At 71.6% G+C, this 13,898-nt stretch carries 12 protein-coding genes and 1 pseudogene; 9 read left to right on the forward strand and 4 right to left on the reverse strand.

Annotated elements, in window-relative coordinates; genetic code table 11:
* From AOK11_RS45900 to AOK11_RS37150, 5 genes and pseudogenes are all read left to right on the forward strand, one after another.
* A pseudogene (locus tag AOK11_RS45900) lies at positions 1-770 on the forward strand (hypothetical protein); the annotation flags it as partial.
* A gap of 185 nt (positions 771-955) precedes the next feature.
* Entirely contained in the window at positions 956-1,798 is an 843-nt protein-coding gene (locus tag AOK11_RS37135; RefSeq protein WP_055598029.1) for a nitrilase-related carbon-nitrogen hydrolase, read from the forward strand.
* On the forward strand, positions 1,795-3,078 hold the full coding sequence (locus AOK11_RS37140) for an aspartate aminotransferase family protein (RefSeq protein ID WP_055598030.1): 1,284 nt from the start codon (positions 1,795-1,797) through the stop codon (positions 3,076-3,078). The genes AOK11_RS37135 and AOK11_RS37140 overlap by 4 nt, the downstream gene beginning before the upstream one ends.
* Before the next feature lie 160 nt (positions 3,079-3,238).
* Positions 3,239-4,639 (forward strand): dihydropyrimidinase, encoded by a 1,401-nt coding sequence (gene hydA / locus AOK11_RS37145; RefSeq protein WP_055598031.1) that lies wholly within the window; start codon positions 3,239-3,241, stop codon positions 4,637-4,639.
* Between the two features lie 11 nt (positions 4,640-4,650).
* The gene (locus AOK11_RS37150) at positions 4,651-5,673 is read left to right on the forward strand and encodes a TIGR03842 family LLM class F420-dependent oxidoreductase (RefSeq protein ID WP_055598032.1); all 1,023 of its coding nucleotides are present in this window, start codon (positions 4,651-4,653) and stop codon (positions 5,671-5,673) included.
* 72 nt (positions 5,674-5,745) lie between these two features.
* Here the strand turns inward: AOK11_RS37150 and AOK11_RS37155 are convergent, their stop codons facing one another.
* The 3 genes from AOK11_RS37155 to AOK11_RS37165 form a co-directional block, all read right to left on the reverse strand.
* Positions 5,746-6,411, reverse strand: coding sequence for a hypothetical protein (locus AOK11_RS37155; RefSeq protein WP_055598040.1), 666 nt, complete (start codon positions 6,409-6,411; stop codon positions 5,746-5,748).
* 248 nt (positions 6,412-6,659) lie between these two features.
* Positions 6,660-7,724 carry a lipoate-protein ligase LplAB gene (locus tag AOK11_RS37160; RefSeq protein ID WP_055598033.1) on the reverse strand — a complete coding sequence of 355 codons (1,065 nt, stop codon included), beginning with the start codon at positions 7,722-7,724 and terminating at the stop codon, positions 6,660-6,662.
* Between the two features lie 147 nt (positions 7,725-7,871).
* A complete protein-coding gene (locus tag AOK11_RS37165) occupies positions 7,872-8,687 on the reverse strand; it encodes an SAM-dependent methyltransferase (protein ID WP_055598034.1) in 816 nt (271 codons plus the stop codon).
* A 543-nt stretch (positions 8,688-9,230) separates the two neighbouring features.
* On the opposite strand from AOK11_RS37165, the gene AOK11_RS37170 reads away from it, so the two are divergent.
* From AOK11_RS37170 to AOK11_RS37180, 3 genes are all read left to right on the forward strand, one after another.
* Positions 9,231-10,187, forward strand: a complete 957-nt coding sequence (locus tag AOK11_RS37170) for a GlxA family transcriptional regulator (protein ID WP_055598035.1) — start codon at positions 9,231-9,233, stop codon at positions 10,185-10,187.
* Between the two features lie 96 nt (positions 10,188-10,283).
* A complete protein-coding gene (gap, locus tag AOK11_RS37175) occupies positions 10,284-11,282 on the forward strand; it encodes a type I glyceraldehyde-3-phosphate dehydrogenase (RefSeq protein WP_055598036.1) in 999 nt (332 codons plus the stop codon).
* Between the two features lie 493 nt (positions 11,283-11,775).
* Positions 11,776-12,258: a PaaI family thioesterase gene (locus tag AOK11_RS37180; protein WP_420903045.1), complete on the forward strand. Its 483-nt coding sequence runs from the start codon at positions 11,776-11,778 to the stop codon at positions 12,256-12,258.
* Positions 12,259-12,321: 63 nt separating this feature from the next.
* On the opposite strand, the gene aztA is transcribed toward AOK11_RS37180, so the two are convergent.
* Positions 12,322-13,062, reverse strand: coding sequence for a zinc ABC transporter ATP-binding protein AztA (aztA, locus tag AOK11_RS37185; protein WP_055598038.1), 741 nt, complete (start codon positions 13,060-13,062; stop codon positions 12,322-12,324).
* A 14-nt stretch (positions 13,063-13,076) separates the two neighbouring features.
* On the opposite strand from aztA, the gene aztB reads away from it, so the two are divergent.
* A partial coding sequence (gene aztB / locus AOK11_RS37190; RefSeq protein WP_055598039.1) for a zinc ABC transporter permease AztB occupies positions 13,077-13,898 on the forward strand: 822 nt, incomplete at its 3' end.

Consider the following 13,898-nt stretch of genomic DNA (forward strand, 5'->3'; position numbering starts at 1 on the left):
CCGAGCCCTCACCCGAGCCCTCACCCGAGCCCTCACCTGAGCCCTCACCCGAGCCCGGTTCCGGGTCCGCCTCTGCTCCCGCCCCTGCTCCCGTCCCGGCGTCCGTCCCCGTCGTCCGTACCGCCCGTACCTTGCGCGGTGCGCGCTTCGCAGGGGTCGTCGACGGCGCGGGGGAGGAGCGGGTGGGGGCGCGTCCCGGCGTGCACGGCGAGTCGTGGGCGGCCGGGGATCCCGTCGGTGCGGCGGAGCGGCAGGAGGTCGCCCGGCTCGTCGGCACCCTCGCGCGGTTGCGCCGCGACGGGCGCAGCGGCGAGGCGCACGCCCTGCTCGCCGAGGCCGCGTCGTGGCCGGCCGTCCGGTTCCCGCTGCTCGCGAACGGGATGCGGAGCGCGGGTCTGGGCGCCGACTGGACGACGTTGCTGTGGGAGGCCGCCTCCCTGCCCGTGGACCGGCTCGTCGCCGCGGCCGACGCGCTGACCGCGGCGGGGCAGGCCGGCGACGCCGAGCAGATCCTGCGCCAGGGCATGGTGCGGCCCGCCGAGGAAACCGGCCGGGCGGTCCTCGCACTGGCGGCCGAGGACCGCCACCGTGAGGTGCGCACGCTGCTCGACGCCTGCGTCAGGACGCGCACCCCCGAGGAGGCGGCCCGCAGCGCGGCTCCCGGCCCCGAGCGGCTCGTCCCGCTGCTCCTCGGAGCCGCCCGGGGCGTCTCGGAGGAGCACTACGGGGACCTGCTGCACGCCCTGCGCGTCGCGGGATTCACCGCCTGACCGGCACCCGCCGGCCAGGCCCCGACGACGGGTGCCGGAACTCACCCACCGGAGTGCGAAACATGATCGACTCCGCGGCTTCACGACGATGGTCTTGGCAAGGCCGTCCGAGAGGCTTACGTTCGTCCCTCTACGACCGTTTCTACGGGCGTAGAGGCGCTGACGTCGCGTCGAAGGAGCAGCTCATGGCCAACGTCGTACGTGCCGCCCTGGTCCAGGCCACCTGGACCGGCGACACCGAGTCCATGCTGGCGAAACACGAGGAGCACGCCCGCGAGGCGGCCCGACGGGGCGCGAAGATCATCGGGTTCCAGGAGGTCTTCAACTCCCCCTACTTCTGCCAGGTCCAGGACGCCGAGCACTACCGCTGGGCCGAGCCCGTGCCCGACGGACCGACCGTCACCCGGATGCGGGAACTGGCCCGTGAGACCGGCATGGTGATCGTCGTGCCGGTGTTCGAGGTCGAGCAGTCGGGGTTCTACTACAACACCGCGGCCGTGATCGACGCCGACGGCACCGTCCTCGGCAAGTACCGCAAGCACCACATCCCGCAGGTCAAGGGCTTCTGGGAGAAGTTCTACTTCAAGCCCGGCAACCTCGGCTGGCCCGTCTTCGACACCGCCGTCGGCAAGGTCGGCGTCTACATCTGCTACGACCGCCACTTCCCGGAGGGGTGGCGCCAACTCGGACTCAACGGAGCCCAGTTGGTCTACAACCCGTCCGCCACGCACCGCGGCCTCTCGTCCCACCTGTGGCAGCTGGAACAGCCGGCCGCGGCCGTCGCGAACGAGTACTTCGTCGCCGCGATCAACCGCGTGGGCCAGGAGGAGTACGGGGACAACGACTTCTACGGCACCTCGTACTTCGTCGACCCCCGCGGACAGTTCGTCGGCGACGTCGCCAGCGACAGCAAGGAGGAACTCGTGGTCCGGGACCTCGACCTCGGCCTCATCGAGGAAGTCCGGCAGCAGTGGGCGTTCTACCGCGACCGCCGCCCCGACGCCTACGAAGGGCTGGTGCGGCCGTGACCGACGACCTCCTGGGCCGCCACCGCTCCGTGCTGCCCGACTGGCTCGCCCTCTACTACGAGGAACCCCTCGAGATCACCCACGGCGAGGGCCGCCACGTCTGGGACTCCGACGGCAACCGGTACCTCGACTTCTTCGGCGGCATCCTCACCACCATGACCGCCCACGCCCTGCCCGAGGTGACGAAGGCGATCGCCGAGCAGGCCGGGCGGATCATCCACTCCTCCACCCTCTACCTCGACCGGCAGATGGTGGAACTCGCCGAACGTGTAGCCCAGTTGAGCGGCATCCCGGACGCCCGGGTCTTCTTCACCACGTCCGGCACCGAGGCCAACGACACCGCCCTGCTGCTCGCCACCGCCTACCGGCGCAGCAACACGGTCCTGGCGATGCGCAACAGCTACCACGGCCGCTCCTTCGGCGCCGTCGGCATCACCGGCAACCGCGGCTGGTCCCCGACCTCGCTGTCCCCGCTGCAGACCCTGTACGTGCACGGCGGCGTGCGCACCCGCGGTCCGTACGCCCGGCTCGGCGACGACGAGTTCATCGCGGCCTGCGTCGACGACCTCAAGGACCTGCTCGGCCACACGCGTCCGCCCGCGGCCCTGATCGCCGAGCCGATCCAGGGCGTCGGCGGCTTCACCTCACCGCCCGACGGACTGTACGCGGCGTTCCGCGAAGTCCTGCACGCCCACGGAGTCCTGTGGGTCTCCGACGAGGTGCAGACCGGCTGGGGCCGCACCGGCGACCACTTCTGGGGCTGGCAGGCGCACGGCCGAGGCGGACCGCCCGACATCGTGACCTTCGCCAAGGGCATCGGCAACGGCATGTCCATCGGCGGCGTCGTCGCCCGCGCCGAGATCATGAACTGCCTCGACTCCAACAGTATTTCGACGTTCGGCGGCACCCAGGTCACCATGGCCGCCGGCCTGGCCAACCTCACCTACCTCCTCGAACACGACCTGCAGGGAAACGCCCGGCGGGTCGGCGGCCTGCTCATCGAACGCCTGCGGGCCGTCGCCGCCCAGGTGCCCGCCGTACGGGAGGTCCGCGGGCGCGGACTGATGATCGGCATCGAGCTGACCGCACCGGGCACCGACGAGGCCGATCCGCAGGCGGTTTCCGCCGTACTGGAGGCGGCCCGCCGGGGCGGACTGCTCCTCGGCAAGGGCGGCGGCCACAACACCAGTGCCCTGCGCATCGCCCCGCCCCTGTCCCTCAACGTCACGGAGGCCGAGGAGGGCGCCGCCATCCTCGAACAGGCTCTGCGAAGCCTTTAGCAGCGGCCCGGCGCCCGCCTCCGGTTGCCCGCGTCCCCCGTGCGGGGCGAAGCCCTCGAGGGGCGCGGGGCCGGGATCGATGTGCGGCCACCGCCGCGCGGGCGCGACCGGCCACCGACGACCCGCACCTTTCGACCACGACCCAGCGGAGCGTGCACGCATGAGCCGTACCGTCATCCGGGGTGGCCTCGTCATCACCGCCTCCGACGAACTCCACGCCGACGTCCTGATAGAGGACGGCCGCATTGCCGCCCTCGCCGCCTCGGGCACCCCGGCCGCCGAGACGTTCACCGCCGGCCGGACCATCGACGCCACCGGAAAGTACGTCCTGCCGGGCGGCGTCGACGCCCACACCCACATGGAGCTGCCGTTCGGTGGCACCTTCGCCTCCGACACCTTCGAGACCGGCACCCGGGCCGCCGCCTGGGGCGGTACGACGACCGTCGTCGACTTCGCCGTACAGAGCGTCGGCCGCTCCCTGCGCGAGGGACTGGACACCTGGCACGCCAAGGCCGAGGGCAACTGCGCCATCGACTACGGCTTCCACATGATCGTCTCCGACGTGAACCCGGGCACCCTCAAGGAGATGGACCGGCTGGTGGAGGAGGGCGTCACCTCCTTCAAGCAGTTCATGGCCTACCCCGGCGTCTTCTACAGCGACGACGGACAGATCCTGCGCGCCATGCAGCGGTCCGCCGAGAACGGCGGCCTGATCATGATGCACGCCGAGAACGGCATCGCGATCGACGTGCTCGTCGAACAGGCGCTGGCCCGCGGCGAGACCGACCCCCGCTACCACGGCGAGGTCCGTAAAGCCCTGCTGGAGGCCGAGGCCACCCACCGCGCCATCCGGCTCGCCCAGGTCGCCGGCGCCCCGCTGTACGTCGTGCACGTCTCCGCCACGGAGGCGGTCGCCGAACTGGCACGGGCCCGCGACGAGGGCTTGAACGTCTTCGGCGAGACCTGCCCGCAGTACCTGTTCCTGTCCGCCGACAACCTCGCCGAACCGGACTTCGAGGGCGCCAAGTACGTGTGCAGCACGCCCCTGAGGCCGAAGGAGCACCAGGCCGCGCTGTGGCGGGGCCTGCGCACCAACGACCTCCAGGTGGTCTCCACCGACCACTGCCCGTTCTGCTTCACCGGCCAGAAGGACCTCGGCCGCGGCGACTTCTCGAAGATCCCCAACGGTCTGCCGGGCATCGAGAACCGCATGGACCTGCTCCACCAGGCAGTCGTCGACGGACACCTCACCCGCCGCCGCTGGATCGAGATCGCCTGCGCCACCCCGGCCCGCATGTTCGGCCTGTACCCGAAGAAGGGCACCCTCGCGCCGGGCGCCGACGCCGACGTCGTGATCTACGACCCGCACGCCGAGCAGGTCATCTCCGCCGAGACCCACCACATGAACGTCGACTACTCGGCCTACGAGGGCAAGCGCGTCACCGGCCGCGTCGAGACCGTCCTCTCGCGCGGCGAACCCGTCATCACCGAGCGGGAGTACACCGGACGCGCGGGGCACGGCGTCTACACCCCGCGGTCCACCTGTCAGTACCTCACCTAGGAGCGGCGCGCATGGACTTCGGACTCGTACTGCAGACCGACCCGCCGGCCTCGCGGGTCGTCGACCTGATGAAGCGCGCCGAACAGGCCGGCTTCACCCACGGCTGGACCTTCGACTCCGCCGTGCTCTGGCAGGAACCGTTCGTCATCCACAGCCAGATCCTGTCCCACACGACGACGCTGACCGTCGGCCCGATGGTCACCAACCCGGGCACCCGCGCCTGGGAGGTCACCGCCTCCACCTTCGCCACCCTCAACGACATGTTCGGCAACCGCACCGTCTGCGGCATCGGCCGGGGCGACTCCGCGATGCGGGTCGCCGGCCGCGCACCCAACACCCTGGCCCGCATGAGCCAGGCCATGAAGGTCATCCGCACCCTCGCCGAGGGCGGGGAGGCCGACCTCGGCGGCGGCACCGTCGTCCGCTTCCCCTGGATCGGGAAGGACTCCCGGCTCCCCGTGTGGATGGCCGCGTACGGGCCGAAGGCGCTGCGGATGGCCGGGGAGGAGGCCGACGGCTTCATCCTCCAGCTCGCCGACCTCTACCTCACCGAGACCATGGTCAAGGCCGTCAAGGACGCCGCCGTCGCCGCCGGGCGCGACCCCGCCGAGGTGACCGTCTGCGTCGCCGCCCCGGCCTACGTCACCGAGGACGATTCACCGGAAGCACTCGCCCACGCGCGTGAACAGTGCCGCTGGTTCGGCGGGATGGTCGGCAACCACGTCGCCGACCTGGTGGCCCGGTACGGCGCCGACAGCGGCGTCGTCCCGCACGAACTGACCGACTACATCGCCTCCCGCCAAGACTACGACTACGCCCACCACGGCCGCAGCGGCAACCCCGACACCGCGTTCGTGCCCGACCGGATCGTCGACCGGTTCTGCCTGATCGGCACGGCGGAGCAGCACGTCGAGAAACTGAAGGCGCTCCGCGCGCTGGGCGTCGACCAGTTCGCCGTCTACGACATGCACGACGCCCCGGAGGCCGTGATCGACGTGTACGGGACACACGTGATCCCGGCGCTCAACGGCTGACCCGCGCCCCGGAGACCGGTGTCCCGGCCGCCGAGACGCGCCCCCTGCCCCGGTCCGTCGTACCCGCTGGACTCAGCCCTTGCCCGCCAGCAGGGCCGCCACCGCTTCCTTGGCGGCCTTGATGGCGCCCTTGTTGATCTCGTCCGTGGAGGGGGCCTTCTTCGACTCGAAGTCGCTGCCGTTGTACGTCACGACCACCAGCGCGTTGGAGGCGCGGACCACCACCACGCCCTCCCGGGTCTGCTGCTTGTCCTCGGTGCTGAGGTCCACGACCGAGTACGCGGCGTCCCCGAGCCCGGGGACCGCGCCCCCGCCGCTCCTGTCCTTCAGCCGCCCCTGGTACGACTTCTCGGCCGCGTCGTCCGACTGCAGGACCTCGAAGGACACGTCGAGCCAGCGGTACTCGTAGCCGTCGAGCGCGTTCCACGAACAGGTCCGGCGCAGCTCGGAGTCGGTGGACTTGATCTCCTTGCCGGCCGCCTTCGCCCCCGGCACAAGGGACTTGACGGTCTTCTCGGCGACGCTGCCGCAGGGTACGGGAGCGGCGGTGTACGTCTTCGGCGCGGCCGTCGTCGACGGGGCGGAGGCGGACTGCGACGCCGTCGTCTCCGGTGGCTTCTTCTCGGCGGCCTGCGGCTCGGAGGAGGACCCGGACGACAGTGCCCAGCCCGCCGCGGCGAGGACGACCACCGGCGACAGGCGCGCGGTCAGGGCTATCGGCAGAGGAAAGGAACGCACGGCGCACTTCTCGTGGGGGTCGGTGCGGAAGGGGGCCCGCACTGCGGACGGGACGCCAGTCTCACACGCTTCCCCGTGGGGCGGAAGGGCGAACTCGCTCCGTAGGCGCGGGGTCACAGGGGAGTGCCACGAGGGGGTGGTGCTTTGCCGTACTTCCCATGGGTTCAGGCGATTTGAGGCATCGTGGCGGCGTCACGGCGCCGGCCGACGGGTGGGCGCGGAGCGGGCCGTCGGAGGCACCGGGCGGGTCAGGGCACGCGTGCGGTCCACTGAGGGGTTGTGAACTTGGTCCGCGCCAACTCCCGGGCGCGGGCCAGCTCTTCGCCGGTCACCTTGCCGCCGGACACGCCGTACCGGGCGCGGAAGGAGTCGATCATCCGCTCGATGACCGTCTCGCGGGGCAGGCCGGTCTGCCGGCGGAGCGGGTCGACGCGCTTCTCGGCGCTCCTGGTGCCCTTGTCGGACATCTTCTCCTTGCCGATGCGCAGCACGTCGAGCATCTTGTCGGCGTCGATGTCGTACGCCATCGTCACGTGGTGCAGCACCGCGCCCGGGCCGCCGTCCGGGCCCACCATTCGCTTCTGGGCGGCGCCGGCGATCTTGCCCTGGTCGGTGGTGATGTCGTTCAGCGGCTGGTACCAGGCCCTGATGCCCATGTCGCCGAGGGCGCCGAGCACCCAGTCGTCGAGGTAGGCGTAACTGTCCTGGAAGGACAGCCCCTGCACCAGGGACTCGGGCACGGACAGCGAGTACGTGATGGTGTTGCCGGGCTCGACGAACATCGCGCCGCCGCCGGAGATGCGGCGCACCACCTCGATGCCGTGCCGCTCGGCTCCCTCCGGGTCGACCTCGTTGCGCAGCGACTGGAAACTGCCGATGATCACCGCGGGGCCGCCCCATTCCCACACCCGCAGCGTCGGCGGACGGCGTCCCGCGGCCACCTCCGCCGTCAGCACCTCGTCCAGCGCCATGTGCAGCGCCGGGGGCTGCGGGCCCTCGTGGATCAGCTGCCAGTCGTAGTCCGACCAGTCGGTGGCGCGGGCGACCGCGCGGCGCACCGCGACGGCGACGCCCGCCGAGGTCAGCCCGTACATCACGGTCCCCTCGGGAAGCGCGGCGTCGATCCGCGCGGCGAGGCCGGCCGCGTCCAGGTCCGCCGGAGCGCCGTTCAGGGCGTGGTTCACGGCGTCCAGCGCCTCGTCCGGTTCGAGGAAGAAATCACCCGCGACACGGGTGTTCCGCAGTACGCCGTCCGTCACCTCGACGTCCACGACGACCAGCTTGCCGCCGGGAACCTTGTACTCACCGTGCACCGTCTCCGCCTTTCGTCCCGTCGCACGGGATCAACACCGGAGGCGGTCGCGGTGTTCCCGCCGACTCGCACACGGGCGAGCCGGCGGGGACGCGTGGGGCCGGGTCCGGGCCACGGGGCGCGGGGGTGCCCGTGGCCCGTCAGGGCGTCACGGCTTGCGGGCGAGGCCGCCGTGCTCGGCGATGACCGGAGCGTCGGGTGCGTCGGCGTCCGGGCGCCACCGGGTGACCGAGACCACGCCGGGCTCCAGGAGCTCCAGGCCGTCGAAGAACGAGGTGATCTCCTCGACGGTACGCAGGTTGTACGGGACGGCACCGCTCTTGTTGTAGCCGTCCTGGGCCTGCTCGAACCCCGGGTCGAAGCCCCGTGAACCGTCGTTGATGGACAGGTAGCTGCCGGACGGCAGCGCGTCCATCAGCCGCTTCACGATGGAGCGCGCCTCGTCGTGGTCGGCGATGTGGCCCAGGATGTTGCTGAGGATGAGAGCGGTGGGGCGGGAGAGGTCCAGGGTCTTGGCGGCGGCGGCCAGGACGCGCTCCGGGTCCAGCACGTTGGAGTCGACGTAGGCGGTCGCTCCCTCGGAGGTGGAGTAAAGCAGGGCGCGGGCGTGCGCCAGGACCATCGGGTCGTTGTCGACGTAGACGATCCTGCTCTCCGGGGCGATGCGCTGGGCGACCTCGTGGGTGTTGTCGGCGGTCGGCAGGCCCGTCCCGATGTCCAGGAACTGCCGGATGCCGGCCTCGGAGACCAGATACGTGATGTTGCGTCGCAGGAAGGCCCGGCTGCTGCGGGCGATGGTCACGATGCCGGGGAAGACATCGGTGTACGCGTCGCCGGCCTCCTCGTCGACCGGGTAGTTGTCCTTGCCGCCCAGCCAGTAGTTCCAGATCCGGGCCGAATGCGGCACCGAGGTGTCGATCTTCTGGTGTGCGGCGGTTCCGGGCGTCGTCTCGGGGTCGCTCATGGGTACGGTCCGTCTCTCAGCCGAGGCAGGCGTGTTCAGCCAGCGGGTGTGTTGCCCCACAACTTACGTCTCAACAGGGTTGTTGCGCACTCCAGTTCGTCACTCATACGGGGCATGGATGGATCCCGGTTGACGCCGTCGGTGGCCGCCGGACGGTGCGCGGCCGACCGCGCACCGTCCGGCGCTCGTCACGTGGCGCTCGCCGCGCTTTCCGGCAGGGATGCCGCGGCGGCGTCCTCACCGGGCGTCTGCGGGTGTACGCAGTGCCACCGTCGCTGCCGTCGGCCTGCCCGTGCTCGGGCTGTGGAAGGGCGGTGACATCGGCGTCTACCTCACCCCGACCGTGCGCCACGCCCTCGCCCTCATTGAGGGCGGCACCGGTGTTGTCTCCCTTCGCGGACGCCTCGGCCCGAGGCTTCGACACGCTCGGTTCGGGATGCTCGTCCGGGTCGTTCAGGATCGGAGACGCGCTCACACGTCGGCCCCAGTGGCGCAGTGTCTGCGGCCAGAGACCGACGTCACGCCCCACGTAGCCTCTGTCCCATGCCAGCCTCCCGCCTGCATCGCGTCGCCGTCCTTGTGCTCGAGGGTGCGAAGCCGCTCGATGTCGGAATTCCCGCGCAGGTCTTCACGACCCGCGCGAGCATGCCGTACGAGGTGCGGGTGTGCGGGGCGACACCCGGTCTCGTGACCGGCGGCGACGGCCTGTCGTACTCCGTCGCCCACGGCCTCGACGCGCTCGCGTGGGCCGACATCGTCTTCGTCCCCGGCTACCGGTTCCCGGACCGCGACGACCCGCCGCAGGCCGTCCTCGACGCACTGATCGCCGCCCACGCCCGGGGCGCGCGGCTCGCCGCCATCTCGACGGGCGCCTTCGCGCTCGCCGCCACGGGCCTGCTCGACGGCAGGCGCGCCACGACGCACTGGCACTACACGCGGGAACTCATGGTCAGGCATCCGCTCGTCCAGGTCGACGAGAACGTGCTGTTCGTCGACGAGGGCAGCGTGCTCACCTCGGCCGGCGCCGCCTCCGGCATCGACCTGTGCCTGCACATCCTGCGCGGCGACCTCGGGGTGGCCGCGTCCAACCACGCGGCCCGCCGCCTGGTCGCGGCTCCCTACCGCAGCGGCGGCCAGGCCCAGTACGTGCCGCGCAGCGTCCCCGAGCCGCTCGGCGAGCGTTTCGGCACCACCCGAGAGTGGGCGCTGCACCGGCTCGGCGAGCCCCTCACCCTCGACAGACTGGCGCGGCAGGCCGGGGTCTCGCCGCGCACGTTCTCCCGACGCTTCGTCGAGGAGACCGGCTACACGCCGATGCAGTGGGTGATGCGCGCCCGCATCGACCTGGCCCGCGAACTGCTCGAGCGGTCGCAGCGCAGCGTCGAACAGATCGCCGCCGACGTCGGCCTCGGCACCGGCGCGAACCTGCGCCTGCACTTCCAGCGCGTCCTCGGCACCACACCGAGCGAGTACCGGCGGACCTTCACCCGGGGCGAATAGCATCGTGGCGGGATCGTTTTGAACGATGGCGATCTCGCCACTGTCGGCGGCGCGAACCGCGGGCGAGCCTGGTGGCGAAGGAAAGGGACATCACTCATGACTCGCATCGCCATCAACGGATTCGGCCGCATCGGACGCAATGTGCTGCGCGCACTGCTCGAACGCGACAGCGCCCTCGAGATCGTCGCCGTCAACGACCTGACGGAGCCCGCCACGCTCGCCCGGCTGCTCGCCTACGACAGCACGGCCGGCCGGCTCGGGCGTCCGGTGACCGTCGACGGGGACGCCCTCGTCGTCGACGGCCGTCGGATCACGGTGCTGGCCGAGCGCGAACCGGCGCAGCTGCCGTGGGCCGACCTCGGCGTCGACGTCGTCCTGGAAGCCACCGGCCGCTTCACCTCGGCCAAGGCCGCCCGCGCCCACCTCGACGCGGGCGCGAAGAAGGTGCTCGTCAGTGCGCCGTCGGACGGCGCCGACGTCACGCTCGCGTTCGGGGTCAACACCGACGCCTACGACCCGGCCGTGCACACGATCGTCTCGAACGCCTCCTGCACCACCAACGCGCTCGCGCCGCTGGCAGCGGTCCTCGACGAACTCGCCGGCATCGAGCACGGGTTCATGACGACGGTGCACGCCTACACGCAGGAGCAGAACCTGCAGGACGGTCCGCACCGCGACGCCCGTCGCGCCCGGGCCGCCGGCGTCAACATCGTGCCGACCACGACCGGCGCCGCCAAGGCGATCGGCCTGGTGCTGCCGAACCTCGAAGGCAAGCTGTCGGGCGACTCGATCCGCGTACCGGTGCCGGTGGGTTCCATCGTCGAACTCAACACGGCCGTCGCCCGCGACGTGACGCGCGACGAGGTGCTGGCGGCATACCGCGCCGCAGCGGAGGGGCCGCTCGCCGGTGTCCTCGAGTACTCGGACGACCCGCTCGTGTCGTCCGACATCACGGGCAACCCCGCCTCGTCGATCTTCGACTCGGCCCTCACCCGCGTCGACGGCCGCCACATCAAGGTGGTCGCGTGGTACGACAACGAGTGGGGCTTCTCGAACCGCGTGATCGACACGCTCGAGCTCCTCGCCCCCCGCTGACCGGACGCCGGGGCGGTACTCCTCCTCCAGCGACCGCTCCAGCACTTCCCTTGAGCGCTCCGGTCGGCCAGTCGGGCCGACCGGAGCGCTCAAGGTGCAGAAGCGGGTCCGCCCGGCCTCCGGAGGGCGCTGGAGTGCCACGGCCGCCGGCTTCCTCCTCCGCGCTGGACTCCATGCGACGAAGCCCTCACTCCTGCTGGTGACGGCCGAGTGGGGGTCGCGCGGCCGCAGTGGCCCTCCAGGGGAGAGAGGGGGACACCCACCCCGCTGATGTGGATCACCGTGCCCCCGCCCTCCTGCCCCGTGCCGACCCGGGCCTCGGGGCCGCTCGCGCGCGTCCGCCGGCGTTGTCGCTCCCGTGCCCCGGGCGGGTGTCGTCGGACGCGCCGCACCGTCCCCCGCGGGCGGGTGCGACGATCGTCGTCGGAGAGGCTCCCGCCGGGGGGAAGCTGTGCCCGCCAGCGGCCCGGTCTCATTCCGTGCACCGATCGTGATGTCCGTCGAAGGAGAGCACGTGGAAGACCCGACGCAGCAGGAGGAACAGGCGAGCGCCGAGGTGCGGGAACGTGTCCGGGACAGTTTCGAACGCCAGGGGCTGATGGCCCACCTCGGCGCGCGGGTCACCCGCATCGGACCCGGCCGCGTACACATCGAGCTCCCGTACCGGCCCGAAGTGACCCAACAGCACGGCTACTTCCACGCCGGTGCCACCAGTGCCCTCGCGGACAGCGCCGGCGGCTATGCCGCCTTGACGTTGTTTCCCGAGCACGCCGAAGTGCTCACCGTCGAGTACAAGATCAACCTCCTCGCCCCCGCCGTCGGCAGCCGCATCGAGGCGATCGGGACGGTCCTGAAGTCCGGCCGCACCCTGACCGTGTGCCGGCTGGAGGTGTTCGGCGTCCAGGACGACGGTGAACGGAAACTCGTCGCCAACGGGCAGCAGACACTGATCCGCGTGGACCGACCCGAGGCATGAGCCCGCGGGAGCGAGCCCGCGGGAGCGAGCCCGCAGGAGTAGTCCGCGAGGCTGACGCAGGTCTCACACCGGTTGCCACAGGTGGGCGAGCGCCGCCGGGGTGAGGAGCCGGTCCGGCGGTCCCTGACCGGCCAGACGGCCGTCGCGGAGCAGCAGGCAGGTGTCCGCCGAGCGCGCCGCGTCCAGGTCGTGGGTGGCGTGGACGAGGGTCACCCCGCCGGCGGCCAACTCCGTCAGCAGCGCCGCCGTGCGCTCCCTGCCCTCGGGGTCGAGGCCGGTGGCCGGCTCGTCCAGCAGGAGCAGGTCCGACTCCTGGGCGAGACCCTGTGCCATGAGCGTGCGCTGCCTCTGTCCGCCGGAGAGCTCGCCGAGTTGACGGGCGGCGAGCGCCGTGACGCCGAGGCGCTCCATGGCCTCGTCCACCACCGTCCGGTCGCGCCGCGTGAGCCGGCGCCATGGTCCCCGCTCGCCCCAGCGCCCCATCTCCACGGTCTGCCGGACCGTCAGAGGAAGCGTGTCGCCGACGGCCCCGCGCTGCGGGACGAACGCCGGCGGCCGGGCTCCCTCGTGCCGGACCTCGCCCGCGGTGGGGCGGATCACGCCGGCCAGAACCGCGAGTAGCGTGGACTTCCCGCTGCCGTTCGGGCCGATCAGCGCTGTCACGGCCAACGCCGGTATCTCGCCTTCGAGTTGATCGAGCACGGGTCGGCCGGGGTAGCCGGCGGAGAGCCCGGCGAAGCGGACGCGGGGCGGCATCCGGTCCCCGAGGGCAGCGGAGGGGGTTTTATTGAACATGATTGTCATTGTAGTGTGCTCGCATGGAATGGTTGACGGGCCCCTTCGAGGTGACCTTCGTGCAAAGGGCCCTGTGGGGCGGGATGTTGGTGTCGGCGATCTGCGCCCTGGCGGGCACCTGGGTGGTGCTGAGAGGCATGGCCTTCCTCGGTGACGCCATGTCGCACGGACTGCTGCCCGGCGTCGCGCTCGCCGCGCTTCTGGGAGGCAACCTGCTGGTGGGAGCGCTGTTGAGCGCGGCCGTGATGACGGCCGGGGTCACCGCCCTCGGGCGCACCCCGCGGCTGTCCCAGGACACCGGGATCGGCCTGCTCTTCGTCGGGATGCTGTCGCTCGGCGTCATCATCGTGTCCCGCTCGCAGTCCTTCGCGGTCGACCTGACCGGGTTCCTCTTCGGCGACGTCCTCGCCGTCCGGGAACAGGACCTGGTGCTGCTGGGCGCGGCCCTGCTGTTGGCACTGACCGTCTCGGTCCTCGGCCACCGCGCCTTCCTCGCCCTGGCGTTCGACCCGCGCAAGGCCCGCACCCTCGGTCTGCGTCCGCGCGTCGCCCACGCCGTCCTGCTGGGTCTGCTGGCCCTGGCCATCGTCGCCTCCTTCCACATCGTGGGGACGCTGCTGGTCCTGGGCCTGCTCATCGCCCCGCCGGCGGCCGCGCTGCCGTGGGCGCGCAGCGTGCGGGCGGTGATGGCGATCGCGGCGCTGCTCGGCACGGCCGCCACCTTCTTCGGCCTGCTGCTCTCCTGGCACCTGAGCACCGCCGCCGGCGCGACCGTCTCGGCCCTCGCGGTGGGCCTGTTCTTCCTCTCCCACCTGACATCGGGTGTCCGCCACCGCCACCGCCAC

It is taken from the genome of Streptomyces hirsutus, from assembly GCF_001418415.1.
GTDB lineage: Bacteria > Actinomycetota > Actinomycetes > Streptomycetales > Streptomycetaceae > Streptomyces > Streptomyces hirsutus.